Here is a 23,691-nt window from a genome sequence, read left to right as displayed (position 1 = left end):
TCAAGCGTGAATCCGGGAAGATGTCTTCTTCCCACTCTCCGCAAGCCGAGGCGCCGGCCCCGCCCCTGCCATTGACGTGGCCCGCCGCCCTGGTGGGTCTGATGTTCGGCGTGCTGATGTCGTATGTGCCGTACGAGTTCCGGGTGGCCTCCTTCCGGCCGCTGTACCCGTACGTGCGCGTGCTCGGGCTCACCTACCTGACCGGAAGCATCTCCCTCATGGGCGCGCTGCTGTACCCGAACGCGCCCCGCTGGTTCGACCGGGGGGCGCGCCTCGTGCTGGGCTCGGCGATGGCGCTGTACTGGTGGGTGCTGAATGTCCTGCCGGGCAGCTTCACCGGCATCGTCCTCTACCCGCTCCTCTTCGGCGGCATGGTGCTGGAGGCGTCGCCCGCCATGCGACGGCGGCCCGTGCTGCGCGCCTTCGTGTCCCTCACCGGCACCGCCTTCGGCATCGCCATGCTCGCCGCGCCCGAGCGCTTCCCGCTGTCCGTGTACGCGCACCTCGCGCCGCTGCGGCCGCTGGTGGGCGTGCTCTTCACGCTCGCGGGGCTGGGACTGCTGCTCCCCTCGGGTCGGGTGCATGCGCGGCTGCCCAACCTCCTCATGGGGGTGCTGGCCGTGCCCTTCGCGCTGCTCGCGTACGCGCTGGGCCGGGGCGCGTCGCTGCTCGGGGCCAGCGTGTACGCGGTGCTCACGCTGGCGTGCGTGGCGCAGGCACTGGAGTGGCGTCCGCGAGCTCCGCGCACCGTGGGCTGGAAGTTGCTGCGCGGGCTGGCCTTCGCGGGGCTGGTGCCGCTGCTGGCGCTCGGCGGGCTCGCGGCGTTCCTCGCGCAGCGCGCGATTGAACAGCAGGTGCGCGACGACACGCAGCGCGCGGCGGCGGGCGAGGCGGACTTCCTGCGCCGCTACCTCGATGACGCGCGTGAGTCATTGGACCTGATGCTGGAATCGCCCGGCTTCCGCGCCGCCTTCGTCACCGGCGAGCGCGCCGCGATGGAGCCGTACCTGCACAACCTCGCCGCACAGGCGCGCGCGTTCGACGCGGCGCTCGCGGTGGATGCCTCCGGCCACGTGCTGGCCACGTCTCCGGGCGTGGAGGACTGGCACGTGCCCGCGAGCACCTTCGTCTCCGATGCGCTCGCGCACGGCGGCGCCGAGGTGTCCCAGGCCTTCATCCGTCCCCCGGACCGGCCGCTCGTGGCGGTCACTCGCCCCTTCGAGCACGACGGCGAGCTGCGCGGCATGCTCGTGGGTCTGCTGTCGCTGGAGCGGCTGAGTGATGCCACCACGCCCGCGTCCCGGCGCTTCCGCGTGCAGGTGCTGGACAGGCGCGGGCTCAAGGTGCTGCGCGACACGGCGCCTGGCGCGCCACTGCTGGGCGAGGCGCGCCTGCCGGACGCGATTCACGAGGAACTGCTGCGCCCCGGCAGCGGCGTCATGGAGGAGTTCGACGTGGCGGACCGCCGCATCCTCGCCGCCGAGGCTCCGGTGGAGGACACCGACTGGAGCGTGCTGGTGACGCAGGAGCTGGTGGTGGCCTACGCGGCGATTACGCGCATGAGCGCCGCGGTGGTGGGGCTGGTGCTGCTGGGCGTGCTGCTGGCGCTGGGCCTGTCGCAGCTCGTGGCTCGCGACGTCATCCGCCGTCTCGGTGATTTGCGCGAGGCCACCGCCGCGCTGGCCGCGGGGGACTTGGAGCGGCGCGTGGAGGTGGAGGAGGACGACGAGCTGGGCGAGCTGGCCCGAAGCTTCAACGAGATGGCGGCCCACACCGGCGCCGCGCAGGCGGAGCTGAAGGACGCGGTGCGCGCGCGCGAGGAGTTCATCAGCGTGGCCAGCCACGAGCTGCGCACGCCGCTCACGCCGCTCAAGGGCTTTGCCGCGCTCACGCTCCAGTGGCTGGAGAAGAATGGCGAATTCCCCGAGCGAGAGCGGCTGCTCAAGGCGCTGCGCTCCATGGCTCGGCAGACGGAGCGGCTGGCGCGGCTGGTGGATGATTTGCTCGACACCGCGCGCATCCAGGGCGGCCGCTTCGAATTGGAGCGGCAGCGCGTGGACCTGGTGCCGCTGCTGCAAGAGGTGCTGGAGCGCTTCGAGGTGCGCGCGGAGAGCGGCCTCGCCTTCGAGCTGCACACGCCCGAACACAGCGTGGAGGGGGATTGGGACGCGCCCCGGCTGGACCAGGTGCTCACCAACCTGGTGAGCAATGCCGTGCGCTACTCGCCGCAGGGCGGCACGGTGCGCATGTCGCTGCAGGAGGAGGCCCAGCACATCCTGGTGCACGTGAAGGACGAGGGCATCGGCATTCCTCCGGAGAGCCTGCCTGGACTGTTCCGGCCGTTCGCTCGCGCGTCCAATGCACAGGCGCGCCACTTCGGCGGGCTGGGGCTGGGGCTCTTCATCTGCCGCGAAATCGTGGAGCGGCACGGCGGCACCATCTGGGCGGAGAGCGAGGGCACGCAGCGCGGCAGCAGCTTCTACGTGCGGCTGCCTCGCTACGTCCGCAGTCCCGAGCCGACGTGCGGGCCCGACACGGAGGCTCCGGCGGAGCCGTCGTCCGTGCACGCGGCGTGAGGCGCTACGAAGCGCCCGGGATGGACAGCCACTCCTCGGGGATGTCTCCGCGCGGAAGCTCCAGCACGAAGGTGGAGCCCTTGCCTGGCTCGCTGGTGGCCGTCACCTTGCCGCCGAAGGCCTCGACAATCTGCCGGGTGATGTAGAGCCCCAGGCCCAGGCCGCCGTAGTGCCTGTCGCTCACCGCGCGCTCGAAGCGCTCGAAGATGCGCGGCAAATCCTCGGCGGAGATGCCGATGCCTCCGTCCTTCACGCTGAGCCGCGCGAGCCGGCCTTCCGCCTCCACGCGCACGTACACCGGCTGGCCGGAGCCGTACTTCAGCGCGTTGGACAGCAGGTTCGTCACCACCTGCTCCAGCCGCAGCCGGTCCCACCGCCCCACCACCGCCATGGGCGCGTGCAGCTCCAGCGAGCAGTTGAGCTGCGCGGCGGATGGGGCGAAGCGGTACATGATTTCCGCCGCCACGCTCGCCAGGTCCATCTCCTCCAGCTCCAGCTTCAGCCGGCCCGCGGTGATTCGCGACACGTCCAGCAGGTTGTCCACGAGGCTGGTCAGCCGGCGCACCTGGCGCTGCACCACCTCCAGCGTCTCCGAGACGCGCTCGGCGGATATCGGCTGCCCCCGGGCCGCGAGCAGCTCCACCTGCTTGTGCAGCAACTGCACCTTGAGGTGCAGCGGCGTCAGCGGCGTCTTCAGCTCGTGGCTGGCGATGCCGAGGAACTCGTCGCGCAGGCGCACCGCCTCGCGGGCCTCACGCAGCAGGCGCGCGCTGTCCACGGAGAGCGCCGTGCGGCGGGCCAGCTCCTCCGCGAGCCGTTCCTCTTCCTCGGTGAAGTCGCGCGCCTCGTGCCCGCGGAAGAGCATCAGCGCGCCGATGACGCGCCCGCGCGCGACGAGCGGCACGCCGAGGTAGCAGTGCAGCTCCAGCGCCCGCCGCAGCAGCGCCGCATCCTGGTCCGCCTCCGCGGAGATGATGCGCGGCTGCGTCTGCGCCGCCCCACTCGCGACAACGACATTCGGCCCCGCCTCCCGCACTCGATTCGCGGCAGTGACTCGCGAACCCGCCTCCAGGTCTCCATTGCCGGAGGCGGCCCGCGGCTCGCCATCCGCCCCCGAGCCGCTCGGCTCCAGCAACCGCCGCCGCTCCGTCTGGCCCGTGTCGAGCATCACCAGCAGGCTGCCCGGCACCAACGACTCGGCCGAGTGCTGCCGCAGCAACTCCAGCAGCAGCACGTGCCGGTCCGGCTCCGCGTGCACCGCCGCCACCGGACGCAGGGCCTCCGCGGGCGGGCCGAGCAGGAGCACCCCCGCATCCGCCAGCGCGGGAACGAGCAGGCGCAGCAGCGGCTCCACCCGCCCCTCGGCGTCCAGCGCGGCTCCGAGCAACGAGCCGGCCTCCGCCAACAGCCGCGCGGCGCTCGCCGCGTCCATGCCCAGCCGCGCTTCCTCGCGCGTGCGCATGAGCGCCCCGGCCGCCACTCCGTCCCTGACGCCCAGCGGCATCACCGAGCCCCGCAGCAGCACCACCGTGCCGTCCGGCCGGCGCAGGCCCCAGCGCCCCTCCTTCACCCGCTCGCCCGCCAGCGCGCGCGAGAGCGGAGACGCGTCCAGCGGCCGCGACGTATCCTCCGCACGCACCCAGACACACCCGGGGAGCCAGCCGTGCTCGACACGCTCAGGATGGGGGATCCGATACTGCCGGCATGCCTCACTATTGAAGGCGAGTACCTTCCCCTTCGCGTCCACCAGGACGAGGGCGTCTCCCGTCTGCTCGACGAGCAGCCGAAATACCTCTTCGTTCAGAGTGGCCTCAGCTCCCGCCTCGGAGTCCTGTTGGAGCATCGAAAGCCAAGCGCTTCCAGAAGACATGAGGGACTTCCCGGCACACAGTCATGGTGACACCCCCGACCAGCCCGAAGGAAGCCGGGGCGGTTCCCCCGTGTCTCGCACAACAGCAGAACCAACGCCGCCGAAATCCCAGGGTCATCCTGGCCCTCTTGCTTGCCCGGGCAGAAAATCCAGAATGGTTATGAAATTGTGAAACGCCCGGACGCCCCCCGCCCGGGCGGGCGTTCTCTTCCTCGAGTCTCATCATGCAGACGCCGCACTCCCGGCCAGACTGGACCTCCAGCGAGCGCCGCTACCGACTGGTCATCGACAACCTCAAGGAGGTCGTCTTCCAGACGGACACGCACGGCGCCTGGACGTCCCTCAACCCCGCGTGGACGGAGCTGACCGGCTTCACGGTGGACGAGGTGCTTGGGAAGCCCTTCCTGGAGTTCCTCCATCCGGAGGACCGGGCGCGCGCGCAGGAGATGTTCATCCCCCTGGTCGAGCAGAAGGTGGACTTCACCCGCAAGGAGGTGCGCTACCTCACCCGCTCGGGGGGCATCGTCTGGGTGGAGGTCTTCGCCCGGCTGATGTTCGACGAGGACGGCACCGTCCTCGGCGCGTCCGGCACGCTCAACGACATCACCGAGCGCAAGGCCGCACACAGCGCGCTCGCCCGCCGCGAGCGCTACCTCAGCGCGCTGGTGGACATGCAGCAGCGTCTGCTCTCCACGCCCGAGGGCGGCGACCTGTACGGGCCCGTGCTCGCGCCGCTGGGCCAGGCCTCGGGCGCCAGCCGCGTGTACGTCTTCGAGACGCACCGCGGGGACGATGGGACGCTGCTGTGCAGCCAGCGCGCGGAGTGGTGCGCGCCGGGGGTGAAGCCGGAAATCGACAACCCGGACCTCCAGAACCTGCCCATGGACCCCATCCTCACGCGCTGGGCGGAGACGCTGTCGCGCGGGGACGTCATCGAGGGGCTGGTGTCCACCTTCCCCGAGGCCGAGCGAGCGCTGCTGGACCCGCAGGGCATCCTCTCCATCCTCGTGCTGCCCATGCGCGTGCAGGGCGTGCTCGCGGGCTTCATCGGCTTCGACAACGTCGCCGAGGCACGCGCGTGGGACCGGCTGGAGGTGGACCTCTTGTCCGCGGCGGCGGGCGCCATCTCCGTGACGCTGGAGCGCCGTGAGTCCGAGCGCGCCCTGCGTGAGCGCGAGCGACGCTTCCGGCAGCTCGCGGAGAACGCGTCCGACGTGCTGTACCTCTACCGGCGCGAGCCCCCGCGCGGCTTCGCCTACGTGAGCCGCGTGGCGCATTCGAAGCTGGGCTACGGCCCGGTGGCGCACTACGGCGAGCCGGACCTCTGGTACCAGCGCGTGCACCCGGAGGACCGGGCCCTGCTGGAGCAACTCCTGGAGGCACCGCAGCCCTTCCAGGGCGCGCCGGTGGTGGTGCGCTTCCTCCACCCGGACGGGCGCACGCTGTGGCTGGAGCACGTGGTGGCGCCGGTGACGGACGCCTCGGGCCGCGTGGTGGCGGTGGAGGGCCTCGCGCGCGACATCACCGAGCGGCGCCAGGCGGAAGAGGCCCTCAAGCTGTCCGAGGCCAGCTTCCGCGCGCTGCTGGAGGGCGTGCCGGACGCGGCGGCCATCGAGCGCGACGGGCACATCGTCTACGCGAACGCGGCGCTCGTCTCCACGCTGGGCTTCGAGCGCGCGGACCAGCTCACGGGGCGGCGCTTCGGCGAGTTCGTGAAGGACATGCGCGGGCCGGAGGCGGTGCGGGCCGGAGCGCTCACCGGCGAGCGGCGGCTGGTGCGGCGCGACGGGCGCACGCGCGTGGCGGAGGTGGTGTCGCTGCCGCTGCGCTTCGACGGGCAGCCGGCGGTGGTGTCCATCGCCCGCGACGTGACGGAGCAGCGGCAGTTGCAGGCGCGGCTGACGCTGGCGGACCGGCTGGCGTCGGTGGGCACGCTCGCGGCGGGCATCGCCCACGAAATCAACAACCCGCTGGCCTTCGTGCTCTCCAACCTGGGCTTCCTCGCGGAGGAGTTCCGCCACCACCTGCCCCCGGGCGACGGCGCGTCGGCGCTCCAGGCGCGGATGAAGGGCGAGCCCGATTTGGCCGAGTGGCACGAGGTGCTCCACGAGGCGTGCGAGGGCGCGGAGCGCGTGCGGCAGATTGTGCGCCAGCTCAAGACGTTCTCCCGTCCGGACGAGGAGCGCGTGTCGCCGCTGGACATGCACTCGGTGCTGGACTCGGTGGCGATGATGGCGGCGAACGAAATCCGCCACCGCGCGCAGCTCCGGCGGGACTACGGCGACATTCCTCCCGTCATGGCGAACGAGGGGAAGCTGAGCCAGGTGTTCCTCAACCTCGTCGTCAACGCGGCGCAGGCGATTCCCGAGGGCGCGGCGCACCGGCATGAAATCCGGCTCGTCACGCGGCGCGACGGGCACGGGCGCGTGGTGGTGGAGGTGCAGGACACCGGCGTGGGCATTCCGCGCGAGGTCATCGACCGCATCTTCGACCCGTTCTTCACCACGAAGCCGGTGGGCGTGGGCACGGGCCTGGGCCTGTCCATCTGCCACAGCATCGTCAGCGGACTGGGCGGCGACATCACCGTGGAGAGCGAGCTGGGCCGGGGCACCACCTTCCGCGTCCTGCTGCCCACCACGGAGCCGAAGCCGCGCGTGGTGTCGGCGGTGTCGGAGCCGAAGTCGCCCCGGGGCGCGCCGCGCGGCCGGGTGCTGGTGGTGGACGACGAGCCGGCGGTGGGCCGGGTGCTGCAGCGCATCCTCCGAGACCACCAGGTGGAGGTGGCCAACAGCGGGCGGCAGGCGCTGGAGCTGCTGGAGCACGGGCCGGAGCCGGACGCCGTGCTCTGCGATGTCATGATGCCGGACCTCACCGGCCGCGACGTGTACGAGGCGGTGCGCCGCGAGCACGCGGGGCTGGAGTGCCGCTTCATCTTCGTCTCGGGCGGCGCGTTCACCACCGGCGCGCGCGAGTTCCTCGCCAGCATCCCCAACCTCCTCTTGGAGAAGCCCTTCGACGAGGGCCGCGTGCGCAACGTGGTGGAGGAACTGGTGCGGCAGCGCCAGCCGGCCGCGGCGACGGGCGGGGTCTGAGCGAGCGCCAGGGGGCATCGGTCATCCGGAGGACCCTCCTCCCGCTGACCGATGCGCGGTAGGGGGCAAGCGGGCGAACGTGGCCCGGCTCGCTTCCCTCCCATACCCCGAGGCCCTGAATGAACCGCACCCTGCTGCTGCTGTCCTTCGCCGGACTGCTCGCCCTCGGCGCGCTCCTGGTGGGCATGCCGCCCGCTCCTCCGCCCCCGCCCGTCACGGACACCAGCCACACGGTCGCGCAGCCGAACGAGCCCGAGGCCACGGTGACGCTGCCGCTCGTCACCTCCACGCCCACGGGCGGCGTGCTCACCCTCACCGGCAAGCTGTCCGGCGCGTACGTACAGGCGGGCACCAGCGAAGTCTTCGCCTGGCTGGAGCTGAAGGCCCGGCCGCCCGAGTCCGGCCGCCGCGTCCCCGTCAACCTCGCGCTCGTCATCGACCGCTCCGGCTCCATGTCCGGGCAGAAGCTGGAGGACGCGAAGCGCGCCGCGCTGGAGCTGGTCAGCCGCCTCACGCCCGAGGACCGGCTCGCCTTCATCGACTACGGCACGGACGTGAGGGCCATTCCCAGCCGGCTGGTGACACCGGAGGTGCGCGAGGAGCTGGTGCGGACCATCAACACCCTCCATGACGACGGCTCCACCAACATCAGCGGCGGCCTCACCGAGGCGGCGCGCGCCCTGCGCCCGCACCTGCGCGACTTCCGCGTCAGCCGCGCCATCCTCCTGAGCGACGGCCAGCCCACCACCGGCCTGGTGCGCCAGGAGGAGCTGAGCACCCTGACGCGCTCCATGCGCGACGAGGGCATCACCGTGAGCGCGCTCGGCGTGGGCGGCGACTTCAACGAGGTGCTGATGCGCGGCATGGCCGAGCAGGGCGGCGGCTTCTCCGGCTTCATCGACGACTCGGCGAAGCTGGCCGAGGTGTTCTCCCGCGAGCTGGACCAGGCCACCAGCACCGTGGCCCGCCGCGTGGAGCTGCAGCTGCGGCTGCCCTCCGAGGTCCAGGCGGTGGAGGTCCTCGGCGTGCCGGCCACCCGCGAGGGACAGGTGGTGAAGGTGCCGCTGTATGACCTGGCCGGAGACCAGAGCGTGCGCGTGGTGGCGAAGCTGACGCTCACCGCGGGGCAGACGGGCACCCTCCAGGTGCTGGACGCGTACGTACGCTACGTGGACGTGGCGAAGGACTCCTCGGCAGAGACGGGGCTCGTGCTCACCGCGGCGGCCACGACGGATGCGGCGCTCGTCCGGGCGAATCTGGACAAGGACGTGCGCGTCCATGCGACACGGGCGTTGGGCACCCAGCACATGCTCGCCGCGGCGGAGGAGATGAAGCGCGGCAACCGGCAGGCGGCGCGTGGGCTGCTGGACAGCGCCCGGAGGATTTTCGGCACGTCCGCGTCGGCGCTCTCGGGGGAGCTTGCGGAGCTCGACCAGACAGAGGCAGCCTATGGGAACGCGTCCAATGAAGAGGAGGTCCGCCGTGAGTCGCGGAACCTCTACAAGAAGACGATGAAGAACTTCGGGCAGAGCAACGCGTACTAGCCAGGACGGTGCACCGATGGCCCTCTCCGTGCAGTTCCTCCACCGCGAGGAGTTCGAGACGCGCACGCTCCGCGCGCTGGGAGGCGCCGCCTGCATGGGCATCCTCGGGGCCGCCGCCCAGCGGCTGCACTTCCCCATGGAGGCGGGCTACTTCGCGGTGGTGGCCGCCGCGCTCGCCGGGGCGAAGACCCTGCCGCGCCACGCGATTGGACTGCGCATCGGCATCGCGACGCTGCCCGTGCTGCCGTTCCTGCTCGGCGCGGATGATCCACTGCCCCAGAGCCTGGCGGGCGCCATCTCCGCCGCGCTGGTCGCCTGGCTGGGCAACGGGCGGGGCGAAGCGGGCAAGCCCTTCTCCGTGGCCACGAGCGCCGCCGCGGCGGGCCTGTTCGTCCCGCTGGCGCTGTACGTGAAGGAGGTGCTGGAGGCGCGCTTCGTCGGACACACCGGGCTGTGGCCGGTGCTGGTGGGCTTCCTCACGGTGGCCCTGTTCTGGAGCATCAGCACGCTGCCGGCCAACCTGGTGATGGAGCTGGATGCGATTGAAGCGCGGGGCCGGCTGCTGGAGGACTCGCTGAAGGGCGAGGCCCGCACGCTGGCGGCGCGCGCGCTGGCGCTCTACCGGCAGTGCAAGGAAGTGGTGGTGGGCATGCCGTCCAGCCCCGGGCGGCAGGAGCTGCTGGGCGTGCTGGAGAAGATGGCGTCGGACAGCTTCTCGCTCGCGGAGGCGCACGCGGGGCTGGAGGCGCAGCTCGGCTCGGTGGTGGCCAACGACGTGGACGCGCAGGTGCGCGAGCTGCGCAACCGCGCCGCCAGCACGCAGGACGCGGTGGCCCGGCGCCAGTTGGAGCTGGCCGCGTCGTCACTGGGCGAGGAATTGAATCACCTGGACGCGCTGGCCCGCCGTCGCGAGCGGCTGCTGGCCCAGCTCCATGCCCAGGTGGCGCTGCTGGAGCGCGCCCGCGTGTCCTTCGTCGGCGTGCAGGGCAGCGAGATGGGCGCGAAGGGAGCTCAGGCGGCGCAGCTCGCGCGCAAGCTGAAGAGCCTGGGTGAGGACCCCGCCGCTCCTCCGGCGGAGGACGCCACGCCGGTGCCCGCGCCTCAGGGCACGCGCGTCACGCCCTGAGCGGAGCCGCTGCTTCGAGGACGCTCCCTCAGAGCACGCTCGTCGTACCTCGAGCGATGCCGCATCCTCCAGGACGCTCCCTCAGGGCACGCGCGTGTCGTGCCCTGAGGAATTCTCCACATCGTGACTCAGTGCTTCCTCGCGGCGCGGCTCCGGCCCGCAGCGCGCTTGCGCGTGGTGCGGGCCTTGTGGGTGACGCGCGGCGTATGGAGCTGGTCGGCGATGCGCTGCTCAATCGCCTCGCGCGTGCTGCGCGCCGTGGCGAGCGCCGCCTCGATTTCGTCGCGCACCCGGGAGGCCTGCTCCTCGGCGGCGGCGCGGTACTCCGACACCGTCCTGCGCAACGCGATGCTGCCCCGGTCCGTCGCCGGCTCGCTCGCGGCCCGTCCCACCCGAGGCGCCGTGGGCCGTGCGCGACTCTTGCTGCCCCTGTTCCCCTGTTGTCTCTTCTCCGCCATTGGCGTCCCCCTGGAAGGTCGTTTCGCTTCCCGGAAGGTGGGACGCAGTCGGGCACCAGGGAAGCCCGTCCCCGGGTCGCACGGCGGGCAGGCGGAGAGACAATCGCCCTCCCACCAGCAGCGGCACTTCTCACCGCCCCAAGAAAAGAGCTATAGGGCCGGTGCCGTTACGGAGCTTTTTCAGGAACCCCTGCTAGTGAGAGTGGCGCCGTTCATCCCCAGGCCGGCGGGGTACGGCGCGGGCTCCTTCCCGCTCCATCTGCCCCGGCCCAGGGGCAGCGGCCACCTGCGAGGGATACCGTGTCTGTCAGCGCACCCTTCTCTTTCCTGAAGAACCGCAAACACAACCTGGACCGGATGACGCTGGGGGATTTGGTCTACTCGTTCTTCACGTACTACGCCGTCATCGCCTACATCGCTGTCGGCATCACCAGCCTCGTCTTCGCAGTGAAGTGGTTCGAGCACCCGCTGCGCATGCTGCTGGCCATGCTGGCCGCGAGCGTGGTGTTCCCGCTGGGCTGGTACCTCGTGCACAAGCACGTCCTGCACAGCCGCTTCCTCTACAAGTCGCCCCTCACCGCGGCGACGTGGAAGCGCATCCACTTCGACCACCACCAGGACCCCAATGACTTGCGCGTCCTCTTCGGCGCGCTGGCCAACGTGCTGCCCACCGTGGGCGGCGTCATGGTGCCCGTGGGCTACCTCATCGGCGGCAGGGCCGGTGCGGCGGCGGCGCTCGGCTGGGGCATGGCGATTACGTGCTTCTACGAGTTCTGCCACTGCATCCAGCACCTGAACTACACGCCGAAGCTTGGCTTCCTGAAGGAAATCAAGCGGTTGCACCTGTCACACCACTACCACAATGAGCAGGGCAACTACGGCATCACCAACTACTTCTGGGACCGGCTCTTCGGCACCTACTACGTGAAGGCCGGTGACAGGCCCAAGAGCCCCACCGTCTTCAACCTCGGCTACACCGCCGAGGAGGCCCAGAAGTACCCCTGGGTGGACAAGCTCTCCGGCGGAACCCGCGGCGACGGCCACCCCAAGCGCTTCTGGGACGGAAAGAACCCCGACTCCGTCCAGACCACGGTGGCGGACGCGCCCGCCCGGACCGAGGGCTGACAGCAGCCCACGCGAGCCCACATCCCACGTGAGGCACGCCAGGCCCCCTGCTCCCCACCGGGACAGGGGGCTTTCTTCCGTCCGCATCTACGAAGGCCTTCGTTGACATCTACGAATGCGTTCGTAATATAGGCGTGTCGAGAGGGAGCGAGATGAGCGAGACGAAGCTGCCGCGTCCGACGGATGGGGAGCTGGCCATCCTCCGGGTGCTGTGGGAGCGCGGTGACAGCACGGTGCGCGAGGTCCACGAGGCCCTCAACCGGAGCGCGCCGGAGGCCACCGGGTACACCACGGTGCTGAAGCTGATGCAGATCATGACCGAGAAGGGGCTCGTGGAGCGCGACGAGTCCCAGCGTGCGCACGTTTACCGGTCGAGGGCCACGGAGCAGCGGACGCAGCGGCAGCTGGTGACGGACCTGGTGGACCGCGCGTTTGGCGGTTCTCCGGCCCGGCTGGCGATGCAGGCGCTGTCCTCGAAGAAGACGAGCCCCGAGGAGCTGGCGGAATTGCGCCGGCTGCTCGACACGCTGGAAGGAGCGGAAGAATGAGCAGCCTCCTGATGGAGTCCGTGGGTTGGGCCCTGCTGCACTCACTCTGGCAGGGGGCGCTGGTGGCGCTGCTGCTCGCGGTGGCGCTGGCCACGGTGGGCCGGCGGGCCGCGAATGCGCGCTATGGGCTGGCGTGTGGCGCGCTGGTGCTGTCGCTCGCGCTGCCAGCGGTGTCGGGGTGGCGGCACTACTCGGAGGCGCGGGGTTCAGAGGCTCGCACGTCGTCGCGGGAGCGGATCGGCGCGGGCGCGGCGGCTCAGCTGGAGCGGCGGCGCGGAGCGGAGGCGGCGGATGCTCGAGTGGCATCCGCCGGGCGCGTGTCCTCGATGGAGCGGCTGCGCGGGTCGCCCGGGAGCGCGTCCTCCGTGGCGGCGCTGACGAGCCCTCGCGTGGAGTCGCCGGAGCGCGTGTCTCCGCTGGCGTGGTTGCAGGCGCTGGTGGCGCGTCACCTGCGCTGGCTGGTGCTGGCGTGGGTGGCGGGCGTGGGGCTGTGCTCGGGGCGGATGACGGCGGAGTGGGTGAAGCTGCGCCGGCTTGCGGCCGGTGCGCGGCCGGTGTCCTCCGAGTGGCAGGAGCGGATGGACGCGCTCGCGGCGCGGCTGGGGTTGGGTCGCGCGGTGCGGCTGCTCGAGTCGGCGGCGGTGGACGTGCCGGCGGCGGTGGGCTGGCTGTCTCCGGTGGTGCTGCTGCCGGTGTCCGCGCTGTCCGGGCTGTCGACGCGGCAGTTGGAGATGGTGCTCGCGCACGAGCTGGCCCACATCCGTCGCCACGACTTCGCGGTGAACCTGGCGCAGGTGCTCGTGGAGACGCTGCTCTTCTACCACCCCGCCGTGCGCTGGGTGTCCCACGTCATCCGCGTGGAGCGCGAGCACTGCTGTGACGACATCGCCGTGGCGTCCAGCGGCGGTGCCATCTCCTACGCCCGCGCGCTGACGGCGCTGGAGGAGCTGCGCGTGCTGCCCACCGTGCAGGGCCCGGCGATGTCCGCACTCGGTGGCTCGCTGCCGGAGCGCGTGCGCCGGCTCATCACCGCGCCCGCCGCTCGCTGCTCGTCACGTTGGGTGGCAGGAGCGTCGGTGCTCACCCTGGCCAGCAGCCTCGCGATGGCCGCGCCCCTGACGTCGCTGGTGCTGGGACGCGCGGAGTCGCGTGCGGAGAGCCCCAACGCGGAGACGCTCTCCGTCCCGGCCGCGAACCCGAGCGCCAATGGCCACATCTCCCCGGCGCCGCTGGCCGCACCCGGCGCTCTGGCCGCGCCACCCGCGCCGCCTGCCGCCGGTGTCGCTCCTGCCGCGGCGAAGAAGGCCCTGCCCGCCCCGGCGGTCATCGCTCCGGTGCCTGGAGCCGTCGCCGCGGCTCCCGCCCCCGCGCCGAAGCCGGGCCGTCATGACGACGATGACGACCTCGACGAGCGCACGCGGGTGGGCGCGGGACAGCAGCTCACCGTGGACCAGCTCGTCTCGCTGAAGGTGGCGGGCGTCACGCCGGCCCGCGTGCAGGAGCTGGCGTCCATGGGCTACGAGCCCACGGTGGCCAACCTCCTCGCCATGGGCCACGCGGGCGTCACCCCCGAGTACGCGAAGAACATGAGCGCGCGCTTCGGCCGCAAGCTGGACGCGGATGACCTGGTGCAGATGAAGCACCTGGGCGTCACGCCCGAGTACATCGAGGCGATCAAGGCCGCGGGCTTCACCACCAACGACCCGGATGACCTGGTGCAGGCGCGCGCGGTGGGCGTCGACGAGGCCTACGTCCGCGAGCTGAAGAACGCCGGCTACACGGGCATGTCGCTGGAGGACATCTCCGAGCTGCGCGCCGTCGGCGTGGATGCCGGCTACATCCAGGCCCTGAGCCAGCGCGGCCTGCCGAAGATGGCCGCGGATGACCTGATGCAGCTGCGCGCCGTGGGCGTCACGCCCGAGTGGCTGGACCGCATGCGCGAGGCCGGCGTGCAGACGAAGGACGCGGAGGAGCTCACCCAGCTCCGCGCCCTCGGAGTGGACCCGGACTTCCTCCGCGAGCTGCGCGACGCCGGCATGAAGGACCTCTCCATCGACGAGCTCGTCCGCCTGCGCTCCGGCGGCGTGGACGCCGACTTCATCCGGAAGATGCGCGGCTCGCGCTCGAAGTAACTCCCCCTCTCCCACCCTCCACCGCCCTCACGGACGCGTCCCGAACACGGGGACGCGCGCCGGACGGGCGGAGCCTGCCCGAAGACCGAAGACCGAAGCCGAATCCGAAGGAGCCCAACATGCGTCGCCTGTCGTCCCTGTCCTTCCTGGCCGTGCTGCTCGCGGCCGTCACCGCCACCGCCGCGCCCGAGCTGAACGGCACCTGGACCGCCCAGCCCCGCAGCAAGACCAACACGAAGGAGCTGCAGCTCCAGCTCCACCCGAAGGGCGAAGAGCACCACCAGATGGGCTTCAGCGAGCCCCTCTCCGCCTTCCAGGGCCTGTCCCTCAACGACGGCCCGGTGTCCTTCACGATGCCGCGCGAGGCCGGCACCTTCAGCTTCGAGGGCACCTTCAAGGGCGGCGAGGGCGCGGGCCACTACCGCTTCGCTCCGAGCGAGACCTACGCGAAGTCCATGGCCTCGCTGGGCTACCCGAACCTGACGCCGGAGAACCAGTTCAACCTCGCGGCCACGGACGTCACCACCTCGCGCATCAAGGACCTCGCGGCGGCCGGCTACAAGAACCTGTCCATGGACGAGCTGATGCAGGTGGGCATCTTCGACGTCACGCCCGCCTACGCGAACGAGCTGGCGAAGGCCGGCTACCCGGGGCTGACGCTGGAGCAGCTCGTGGCGGGCCGCATCCATGACGTCGACGCGGCGCGCATCCAGGGCCTGGCCTCGTCCGGCTTCACGAAGCTGTCCTGGGACGACCTGCTGGCCATGTCCATCCACAACGTCACCCCGGCCTTCGTGAAGGAGATGCGTGACGCGGGCTTCAAGGACATGGACGCCGACGGCTTCACGGCCTTCCGCATCCACGGCGTCACGCCGGCCTTCGTGAAGGAGATTCGCGAGCAGGGCTTCCCGGACATCACCGACGAGCAGCTCGTGGCCTTCCGCATCCACGGCGTGACGACGGACTTCGTCAAGAAGATGCGCGAGGCGGGCTACACGCGCATCACCCCGGATGAGCTGGTGTCGCTGCGCATCCACGGCGTGGACGAGGTCTTCATGCGCGCCATGTCCGGCAAAGGCGACGGCGGGGCGGCGAAGAAGAAGTAGGCAGCGTGGGCGGTGCCCGCTCCGGGCTCAGCGGGCACCGCAGACGTTGGAGATGGCGGAGCGAGCGCCATTCACGGCGGCGGAGTGGGCGGACATCAGCGTGGTGAGCATCACCAGCCCATCGCTGACCATGCCGCCATCGGAGCCACCATCCGCGAGCTGTTGCGTGTGCAGCTCCGCGGATTGAACCCAGGCATCCGCGAGCCGGTCGATGCTGGTGTGGTAGCGCACCACGGCGTCCCGGAGGTTCGCGTCCTGGATGTCGAGCGCGCGCAACCCCGCGCTGACGTCGCGCAGCCGCCGCGCATGCTGGACGATGAAGCGCGCATCGTGGACGTGGTCGTGGAAGCCGTCCACGACGCGAATCTCCTCCAGCACGTGGGCCTTCACCCTGGCGCACTCGTCCTGCTTGCGCGGCCGGCATGCGAGGACCAGCCCGAGCCCCAGGACGAGCCAGATTGCGCGAGGAGTTGATTGAGATTGTCTGGCGGAGTCGAGCGGCACCGGCCAACGCTGTCCGCCAACCCATTCCCTGTCAAATCCAGACACACGGATGAGGGAGATTCCGGCCGCAAGCGTCCTGAACCCTGACAAGGACTCGCACCGGAAGCGCAGCCTCGGAGTGCAAGGCATTGCGGCGAGGGGCCGCCCGTCACTCGCGACGGCCGCGCGGCCACTGCACGGCACCGGGCACTCGCAACGTCCTGCGGAGAACGGAGGGAGGGCAGGCGGCGTGCACGGACGGGGCCGCGGCAACAGCTTCCCCGCGGGTCGATGGTGGGGGTGGAGGGTCGTCGAATGTTCGCGCTTCGTTTTGCCTGCGCCGGGCTGCTGCTGTTCACGGCGTGTGCCTCATCCAACAAGTCCGTGGCGTCAGTCCGCGCGCCGGAGCACCGGGCACAGGCCCGGCAGCCGGGCTCCTATGGCTTCCGTCCCGAGGACCCGGTGCGGGTGGGCTGGGGGAACGATGGAATGATGGCGTTCCTCGACCTCCTGCGCGGCCCCGAGGGCCAGCGAGTGGCCTGGCGCCGCCTGGGCCCGAACCAGGGATTGGAGGTCTTCGAGGTGACGTACGACGGCCTCGACTCGCCAGTGAGGCTCTACCTGGACCCGGCGCACGGCGGCGCCATCCACGCGCCCGAGGGCTTCACGATTGAAGGCCTCACGTCCCGCGAGCCGCTCCCTCCCGAGGAGCGACCCCAGGTCATCGAGCTGTAACCCGCGCTACTCCAGCGACGGAGCGGTGTCCCCGGGAATGAGGACGCCGCGCGCGAGCGACACGGGCAGCCCGAGCCGCAGGAAGCGGTCATGGAAGTCCTTCAGCACGAAGGGCTTCCCCTGCGCCTCCAGGTGGCGACGGTAGTCCTCGCGCAGCTTGAGTATCTGCATGCGCCCGAGCGCGTAGTACAGGTACGTCGGGTTGGAGGTGCCGCGCTCCACCTCGCGCAGCGCGGGGAAGGGCTCGAAGTACGCAATCTCCGCGTAGCGCTTCGCCACGGCCTCCAGCGGCTCGCCGTAGACGTGGAGCGCCAGGGCCGCGTACCAGCGAGCATGTCGCTGCAACGCGCGGCGGAGCTGCCCCAGGCGGATGCGCGGGTCTCCGTGGCCCAGGCCCTCGTCCACCATCATCTGCTCGGTGTAGTGGGCCCAGCCCTCGACGACGGACGCGGGGCTGAAGACCTTGCGCACGTCGGTGGGAATCTTCGACTCGTAGAGGAGCTGCACGAAGTGGCCGGGGATGCCCTCGTGCACGGAGATGCCGAGCAGGCCCGCGCGGTTGAAGTACGTCAGGTGCTGCGCCTGCTGCTCCGGCGTCCAGGCCGGGTCCACGGGGGTGATGTTGTACCAGGCCTCGGTGGCCTTCGACTCGAAGGGCCCCGGCGTGTCCATGGACGCGAAGCCGAGCCGCGCGTACGGCGGCGTCTCGCGCACGGTGGGCAGCGCGTCCGACGGCAGCGTGAGGATGTCGCGCTCGCGCACGAAGCGCTGCAGCTCCACGAGCTGCGCGCGGGCGGTGGGGATGAGCTGGTCCGCGGTGGGGTGGTCCTTCACCAGCTCGGCCATCACCTGCTCGGGCGTCTTCTTCGGGTCCACCTTCGCGGCCTCGCGGGCGACCCAGGCCTTGTACTCGCGGATGGCGCGCTCGTTGATGTCGCGGAGCCGGTCCGCGCCCAGCGTCACGTGCTCCTCCAGCGCGAGCTTCTTCTCGAAGCGCTCGCGGCCCAGGCGGTAGTCGCCGTCCGCGCGGGGGAGCAGGTCCTTCTCCAGCCACGTGGCGAAGGCCTCCAGGTGCCGCGCGGCCTCCTCGCGCTCATCGGTGAAGGCCTCGCGCTCCGAGGCGTCCACCTTCGCGAAGCCCTGCGCCTCCAGGGCCGCGGGCAGGTCCTTGCGCAGATAGGCCACGGTGCCGCGCGCGTCGCGGACGGCGAGCTGCGCCCACAGCTTCGGCACGCCGCCGAGGTTCTCCTTCGCGGATTCGATGACGTCGGGGATGCGCGCCATGCGGGAGCGCAGCGAGTGCATGCGCTCGGCGATGGGGGCGAAGTCGCGCGAGGAGAGACTGTCGAGCCCGTGCGAGATGAGGCGCACGTAGAAGCCCGGGTCTCGCTCCCAGGGACGCTCCTCCTCCAGCTCGACGAGGTCCGCGCGGATGGCGTTCTCGAGCACGCGCACGTCGGCGGCGGCATCTCCGGTGAGCGCGGAGCGGTCTACCTCTTCCAGGCGTGCGAGCCAGTCGTGGAGGACCTCGGACTTGTGCGTCAGCGCGTCAGCGGAGACCTCGGGGAGCCGGGCGTCATGCTGGTGGAAGCCGAGCCCGGTGGCGCGGGTGGGGTTCGCGCCGATGTACCAGTCGAGGTACTCGCGGGCGAGGCGGGTGTACGCGGCCTCGGCGGCGGAGCTGGGAGCGGTGGGCATGGCGGGAGTCTCCAGGCCGGTCCGCGCGCGTGGGGCGCAGGCGGAGACACAGGCCAGCAGGACGAGGGCGGGACGGAGGCGCACGGAAGCTCGGGGCAGGAGGAGGCTTGCAGTGTCGGTGCTCGGTGGCGGTTGGAAAAGGCCGAAGGCTCGCGGACTGCTCAGCGTGCGTCACGGGCCGCGGGCGTGGCGCACATGACGGCGACGAGCGTCTCGTCCCCGGCTTCGAGCCCCACGTACCCCGGGTAGCGGCGCGGCTGCACGTGCGGGTGCGAGCCGATGTCGAGCGTGTGGGGGACCTCGCCGCGAGTGAAGCCCGCCCGGGCGAGCCTGCGCCACCAGTTGCGCACGTGCTCGTAGCGCTTCGAGCCGGAGTCGTCGGAGTCGCAGAGGATGACCTCGAGCTCGCGCACGAGGAAGCGGCGGATGGCGTCGCTCTCCTCGGGAGGCAGGGCGAGGCGGTCCATCACCTGGAAGGTGAGGCCGAAGTGGCGCCACGCATGGCGGAAGCAGACGTCCGGGTCCGGAGCGGAGAGGTCCAGGCTGGGCTCGGTGAGCACGAGGGCCTTCGGCTCCAGCATGCGCATCCGGCGGAGCACCGTGTCGCGCAGCTCCTCACCGGCCACGGTGCCACGGAGGTGGTGCAGCGCGAAGGCAGCGTGCACGAGCAGCGGTCCCTGGAGTGACGCCACGAGGGCCCAGAACGCGGGGTCCAACTCCTCCACGAGCGAGTGGAAGGGCATGACGTGGACATCGCGTCCGTAGGCCTGCGCGGCTTCGAGCAGGTTGTGCTCGGCGGCGCGGAGGCTCAGGGCATCGGGTTCCACGGCGACGATGGTGAGGCGACGGGGCGCGTCCGCGCGCGAGCCGAGCCGGCGCAGGAGGTCCACGCCCTGGCGTCCGGTGCCGGGGCCGATGTCGAGGAGCACGGCTTCGTCGAGGCCGGCGAGATGGTGACAGAGCCACTCATTGGCGATGCGACCGGCCATGGACACGGTGGGCAGCACCTCGGAGACGCGCTCGAGCAAAGCCTGACGCGAGCGCGACTCGCCGCGCCCCGAGAGACCCGAGAGAAAGGACGTGAGACGTTGAAGGTTGTGGCTCAAGACAGCGGTCCCCCCATGCGCCCCCGGCACCGGGGGCACACGGGAAGATACGACGAGTCGCCCGTTTTCTGGTTGGGGGGGGTGGAACTCTTCCATTCTTGCCAGGCCCCTGGATGGAGCGGGCCTCTTGTTGACGGGGATTGGCGCGTGTCCAACGCTGCTTCAGAAACGGACCGCTGCGGCTGCTCCACGAGTAGGAACCCAAGATGACCAAGGCGCTTGCGCTGACAGGACTGATAGCGGTGCTCTCCGGGTGCGCCGCACGCGCTCCGACCTGGAAGGGGAAGGTGGAGTGGCCCACCGAAGACTCGGCCCAACTCGTGGGACAGCCGATGGAAGCGGGAGCCGCGCTCGCCGCCGCTGGAGCAGTCCGCGAGATGGTGCGGACCAATCCGTTTCCGGACTTGTTTCACGGCTGCGCCAGTCCCGAGCAGGGATTGGATGTCGCCGTCTTCACGGGTCCGACCCAGGGCCTGTACTACGTGGTGCTCCACCAACGCTTCAACCGGTGTGGCGGCCCGGCCGTGCGCGTGCTCGACGGATGGTATTCCTACGCGGTCACGCCCCAAGGTGAAGTGGTCGCCGAGGCGCCTCCCCCCACGGGAGAGGACACCTCGGAAACATCTCCATCCGATGCGGGCTCGCCTCGCGACGAACCTGTTCCCCAGCCCTCCACACAGCCCACATCGTCCCCACCACCATTCCCTCCGCCGGAGGAACTGCTGACACCAACGAGGCCCTTCGCTGCCCCCGTGGACGCCTCCGACCCGCCGGCCCCCAAGCCTGGACCTTGAACGAGGCCAAGCCTGCCGATAGCACTGCGAAGGTCGGGCTACGACGAGGACCGAAGCTCCCGGTAGATGCGCCGCGCGATTTCCCGTGAGAGGAGCTCCTGGAAGTCCGGGGCGTTGAGGAAGCGGCTGGCGATGCCCTCGTTGCGCTCCATCCGGTCCACCATTGCCTCCTCCACCTTCTGGCGCATGGAGATGGCGAAGCGGAACGTCCTCGGAGTCCCGGAGCTCCGCGTCCGGCTCTGGCTGTCCCTTCGCGTCCAGGCACAGCTCCGCCTTCTCGTCCCGCTCCGCGAGCGCAGCGAGGATGGCCTTGCGGAGAGGAGCCGGCAGCTTGAGTCCCACCCCTCTCATCGCGCCGTCCAGTACGTCCTCGAACGCGTCACGGCTCTTCCACACCCGTGCCCCTCCAATGAGCGCAGTGCCTTGAGCACGCCTTCCTGGAGCGCACGGCCGTCCTCGACCTCCCGCTCGCCCGCGGCGCCCTTCTTCTTCGACTCGGCGAGCCCCGCGAAAGCCCGCTCCAGCTTCAGCCGCTCCAGCCGCTCCGGTAATACCTGGAACGAGAGCCGCAGCGGACGCTCCACTGTGATTCGGCGGTAGCCGAAGTCCTCGGTGCCGAACACCTTGGAGTGCGGTCCCTCCTGGAAGTCACCGTAGAACTGCACCACCTGCTCAATCTGCGCCTCGGACAGCTCCTTGCGCTTCTCACCATACGAGGCAGGCCCGCACCGAAGCGTCCTGCATGCCCCCGCTTCTCGTGCTCGTCCCGAACCGCCTTCTCCACCTTCTTCCACTCCACGCCGAACGGCGGCTTGGTGAGATGTTGTGGAAGGCCACACCGGTAATGCGGTTGAGGACCGGGTCGAGGTTCTTCACCTGTCCACCCTTCATCGCCTCGTACCGCTGGAGCACCTTGGCCTTCGTGGGCTCCAGCACGCAGTCGAGCCGCCGCAGGACGGTGAAGGGCAGGATGACCTTCCCGTAGTCATGCGACTTGTAGTCGCCCCGCAGCAGGTCCGCGACGGACCAGATGAAGCTCGCCAGGCTGCTGAAGTCCTTGAACTGCTTGAGGTCTCGCGCGCTGCTCGTTCCAGTGCGCATGCCTTGTCCCGGGCACATCAATGCGCCCTTGCGTACGACTCCATCTGCTCTCAGGCGCGTCCCACGCTGCCTTCGCGCCGAGGCGGCGCTCTACTCCACCCTGTCGGGAGTTGCCGGAAGGGAGGGCTCTCGCGTGCCAGCGGTTGGAGCAGAAGGGCGAACAGCTTCCATGTGAGTCCATACAGACCGCGAGGGTGTCGCCCAGAGAACCTCACGGGAAGTGAACGGCGCCTGATTCCCGAGGCCGGCTACACTGATTCGAGCGATTGGGAGTGACTGCCGGGGCAACGGCCTCCGGACGATACGAAGCGAAGGCGCGAGCAGTGAAGCGCTGCTCCGGTTGCTGGAGGTTCCTCGATGCGGCGCTTCTCGCCTCTGCCTCTCGCTGTGCTCTCACGCGCATGGCGGTCGCTCCTTTCCGGTTGGAGCCTGTCCGCGTTCTGTCTCCTCCTGGCATGCTCGACGGTGTCGCCAAGCCGCGACCGAGCCCTGCGGGATGGCTATCCGCGCGGGCCAGGGAGCTTCTGCGCACTGAATCCTGAAGGATGCCCACCTGCAGAGAACTCCCCCAGGCGCGAGTCCGAGCAGGACTCTGAATCTCCAGCGAACAAGCAGACCTGCCTGGCAGCTTGTGAGGCTGGAGGCGAAGTGATTGAGGCCTTCTGCAGGCGGCTCAAGGACCCCAGGAAGAAAGCTCTTTGCTGGGGTGCAGCAAGGGGCTCCAAGGCCGCATGCTTCGGCATGTGCCGCGCCATCTACGAATGCGACGATTCCGACAACTGCGGTCAGGAGGATGAACCATGAAGGACTGGCGCCCCAGACTCTCCTCCATCGATGACCCGATTGCTGAAGACTCCTGGCACTACATGCTCGAGGACGGGACTTGGCGAACCTCTCGCATCATCATCGGCCGCCCCGCGCTCACCCGGGACGGCAAGGACTGGTACTGCCCCTTCTCCTTTGAACATGTCACCAAGGGCATCGACTACAGCTTCGGCGTCGGGCCCGTGGATGCGTTGATGAACGCGATGTACTTCGTCCGCAGGCGCTTCTACGAGTTCGACGAGGTGGAGCCTGGAGCGAAGCCTCCGCAGGCGAAGGCCGCTGCTGCCACCTCGAAGAAAGGGCGTGCGAAAAAGCAGGCAGCGTCCTCCACTCCCCCGAAGCCGCGCATGAAGAAGCGAGTGCCCCCTGCGGGCCCCTCTCGTAAGCGGACCTGAACCAGACAACCGTGGGTGGCTCCGCCGTGCCCCTGGTCCAGCGGAGCGCAGGCATTCAACGGAACGAGTTCACGACGAACACCAAGGCACCGGAGAAGTCGAGAATGGCCATGCCCGGCTTGGACTCGGTCTTCTTCCTGGCGTCCCGGACGACCGCGCAGATGGGCACGGGGTCTCCATCCACGGGATGTGCTTCGTAGTACCTGACCACAATCTGCTGCCCGCCCGTCCAGGCCCGGCCATACAGCCGGGTCCCCGCTTCGAGCGTTCCCAGCGGGCCATCCAGGTAGCTTTCGATGGGCCCGTCGTACAAGGTGATGGACCGCGGGTCCATCTGGTTGGCGTCGAGTTCGACATTCGCGGCATCCCCCACCCGCATCCGGAGGATGCGCATCGTCTTGAGCGCCTCTTCGGAGCACTCTTTCGGTCCCGGTGTGCCGTCCGCACTGAACGGCAGCTCGGTGCCATCATTGAGCGTCACCAGCAGCAGGAAGCGGTCCTCCGGCACGAGCTCCTGGAGCGGCACCACCACCACGGACCTGCCTTGAGCCACCAGCGGCTCGAAGCGGCCTTCCCAGCCGAGAAGCTTCGTCCTGGCGGGGTCGACTGCTTGCTGGAAGCGGAGAACAGAAGCAATGCCGCCAGCAACATACACACGACTCACGACATCCTCGGGCCCACCCGGCGGCGAGATGTCACGAATGACGGATGTGCGGTCCTGAGCCAAGGCTGTTGACGCCAGAAGGACCAGGAACAGGGTGGAGCGGCCAGACAGGGAATGTAGCGGGGACACCGGACAGGCGCCGCGAGTTCCCCCTTCCCTTCCGCCCTCACCGTGTACAAATCCGGAAACTGTCGGGTGGCAGGGGGCGCCATGAGGGCCGGCTGGCGCCCCCGTTTTTCCTGCTTCCGGGGCAGCCGTGCGTCCTCCCGATGTAGGACGCCGTGCATTTCCCCGGGCCCGCGCCGTCTGCTCC

Annotated in this window: 19 protein-coding genes; 10 read left to right on the top strand and 9 right to left on the bottom strand. The window is 70.2% G+C overall.

Translation table 11 applies throughout. The features are described 5' to 3' along the window. Positions 1-20 precede the first annotated feature (20 nt). On the top strand, positions 21-2,576 hold the full coding sequence (locus ACVTJA_RS01590; RefSeq protein ID WP_465833172.1) for a sensor histidine kinase: 2,556 nt from the start codon (positions 21-23) through the stop codon (positions 2,574-2,576). Between the two features lie 4 nt (positions 2,577-2,580). Here the strand turns inward: ACVTJA_RS01590 and ACVTJA_RS01585 are convergent, their stop codons facing one another. Further along, positions 2,581-4,215, bottom strand: a complete 1,635-nt coding sequence (locus ACVTJA_RS01585) for a sensor histidine kinase (protein ID WP_465833170.1) — start codon at positions 4,213-4,215, stop codon at positions 2,581-2,583. 455 nt (positions 4,216-4,670) lie between these two features. Between ACVTJA_RS01585 and ACVTJA_RS01580 the strand changes: the two genes are divergently transcribed. The 3 genes from ACVTJA_RS01580 to ACVTJA_RS01570 all read left to right on the top strand — a co-directional run bounded on the left by ACVTJA_RS01580 (position 4,671) and on the right by ACVTJA_RS01570 (position 10,208). Then, on the top strand, positions 4,671-7,538 hold the full coding sequence (locus ACVTJA_RS01580) for a PAS domain S-box protein (RefSeq protein WP_465833168.1): 2,868 nt from the start codon (positions 4,671-4,673) through the stop codon (positions 7,536-7,538). 119 nt (positions 7,539-7,657) lie between these two features. Next, positions 7,658-9,082, top strand: a complete 1,425-nt coding sequence (locus tag ACVTJA_RS01575; RefSeq protein WP_465833166.1) for a vWA domain-containing protein — start codon at positions 7,658-7,660, stop codon at positions 9,080-9,082. A gap of 16 nt (positions 9,083-9,098) precedes the next feature. Continuing rightward, entirely contained in the window at positions 9,099-10,208 is a 1,110-nt protein-coding gene (locus ACVTJA_RS01570) for a hypothetical protein (protein WP_465833164.1), read from the top strand. A 128-nt stretch (positions 10,209-10,336) separates the two neighbouring features. On the opposite strand, the gene ACVTJA_RS01565 is transcribed toward ACVTJA_RS01570, so the two are convergent. Next, a complete protein-coding gene (locus ACVTJA_RS01565; RefSeq protein WP_465833163.1) occupies positions 10,337-10,666 on the bottom strand; it encodes a hypothetical protein in 330 nt (109 codons plus the stop codon). A 300-nt stretch (positions 10,667-10,966) separates the two neighbouring features. On the opposite strand from ACVTJA_RS01565, the gene ACVTJA_RS01560 reads away from it, so the two are divergent. From ACVTJA_RS01560 to ACVTJA_RS01545, 4 genes are all read left to right on the top strand, one after another. Then, positions 10,967-11,791 carry a sterol desaturase family protein gene (locus ACVTJA_RS01560; protein WP_465833162.1) on the top strand — a complete coding sequence of 275 codons (825 nt, stop codon included), beginning with the start codon at positions 10,967-10,969 and terminating at the stop codon, positions 11,789-11,791. 152 nt (positions 11,792-11,943) lie between these two features. Then, on the top strand, positions 11,944-12,339 hold the full coding sequence (locus ACVTJA_RS01555; protein WP_465833160.1) for a BlaI/MecI/CopY family transcriptional regulator: 396 nt from the start codon (positions 11,944-11,946) through the stop codon (positions 12,337-12,339). Beyond that, complete coding sequence (locus ACVTJA_RS01550) at positions 12,336-14,471, top strand: M56 family metallopeptidase (RefSeq protein WP_465833159.1); 2,136 nt, start codon at positions 12,336-12,338, stop codon at positions 14,469-14,471. Before ACVTJA_RS01555 ends, ACVTJA_RS01550 begins: the two co-directional genes overlap by 4 nt. Before the next feature lie 119 nt (positions 14,472-14,590). Continuing rightward, positions 14,591-15,577, top strand: a complete 987-nt coding sequence (locus tag ACVTJA_RS01545; RefSeq protein WP_465833158.1) for a 4-hydroxy-3-methylbut-2-enyl diphosphate reductase — start codon at positions 14,591-14,593, stop codon at positions 15,575-15,577. A 27-nt stretch (positions 15,578-15,604) separates the two neighbouring features. Here ACVTJA_RS01545 and ACVTJA_RS01540 read toward each other — a convergent pair whose 3' ends face one another. Next, positions 15,605-15,967 (bottom strand): hypothetical protein, encoded by a 363-nt coding sequence (locus ACVTJA_RS01540; RefSeq protein WP_465833156.1) that lies wholly within the window; start codon positions 15,965-15,967, stop codon positions 15,605-15,607. A 408-nt stretch (positions 15,968-16,375) separates the two neighbouring features. On the opposite strand from ACVTJA_RS01540, the gene ACVTJA_RS01535 reads away from it, so the two are divergent. Next, complete coding sequence (locus ACVTJA_RS01535) at positions 16,376-16,795, top strand: fibril protein (protein ID WP_465833155.1); 420 nt, start codon at positions 16,376-16,378, stop codon at positions 16,793-16,795. A gap of 6 nt (positions 16,796-16,801) precedes the next feature. On the opposite strand, the gene ACVTJA_RS01530 is transcribed toward ACVTJA_RS01535, so the two are convergent. The 5 genes from ACVTJA_RS01530 to ACVTJA_RS01510 all read right to left on the bottom strand — a co-directional run bounded on the left by ACVTJA_RS01530 (position 16,802) and on the right by ACVTJA_RS01510 (position 21,494). Next, positions 16,802-18,493 carry a DUF885 domain-containing protein gene (locus tag ACVTJA_RS01530; RefSeq protein ID WP_465833154.1) on the bottom strand — a complete coding sequence of 564 codons (1,692 nt, stop codon included), beginning with the start codon at positions 18,491-18,493 and terminating at the stop codon, positions 16,802-16,804. 161 nt (positions 18,494-18,654) lie between these two features. Then, a complete protein-coding gene (locus tag ACVTJA_RS01525; protein WP_465833153.1) occupies positions 18,655-19,599 on the bottom strand; it encodes a GRAS family protein in 945 nt (314 codons plus the stop codon). 832 nt (positions 19,600-20,431) lie between these two features. Beyond that, complete coding sequence (locus tag ACVTJA_RS01520) at positions 20,432-20,581, bottom strand: hypothetical protein (RefSeq protein WP_465833152.1); 150 nt, start codon at positions 20,579-20,581, stop codon at positions 20,432-20,434. Positions 20,582-20,740: 159 nt separating this feature from the next. Then, positions 20,741-21,061, bottom strand: a complete 321-nt coding sequence (locus ACVTJA_RS01515) for a hypothetical protein (protein WP_465833151.1) — start codon at positions 21,059-21,061, stop codon at positions 20,741-20,743. Between the two features lie 37 nt (positions 21,062-21,098). After that, positions 21,099-21,494: a type I restriction-modification system subunit M N-terminal domain-containing protein gene (locus ACVTJA_RS01510; RefSeq protein WP_465833150.1), complete on the bottom strand. Its 396-nt coding sequence runs from the start codon at positions 21,492-21,494 to the stop codon at positions 21,099-21,101. A gap of 800 nt (positions 21,495-22,294) precedes the next feature. On the opposite strand from ACVTJA_RS01510, the gene ACVTJA_RS01505 reads away from it, so the two are divergent. Further along, positions 22,295-22,714, top strand: a complete 420-nt coding sequence (locus ACVTJA_RS01505; protein ID WP_465833148.1) for a hypothetical protein — start codon at positions 22,295-22,297, stop codon at positions 22,712-22,714. A 55-nt stretch (positions 22,715-22,769) separates the two neighbouring features. On the opposite strand, the gene ACVTJA_RS01500 is transcribed toward ACVTJA_RS01505, so the two are convergent. Beyond that, complete coding sequence (locus ACVTJA_RS01500) at positions 22,770-23,441, bottom strand: DUF2381 family protein (protein WP_465833146.1); 672 nt, start codon at positions 23,439-23,441, stop codon at positions 22,770-22,772. Positions 23,442-23,691 lie beyond the last annotated feature (250 nt).

The organism is Pyxidicoccus sp. M6, from assembly GCF_055568925.1.
This window is presented reverse-complemented; position numbering and strand designations above follow the sequence as displayed.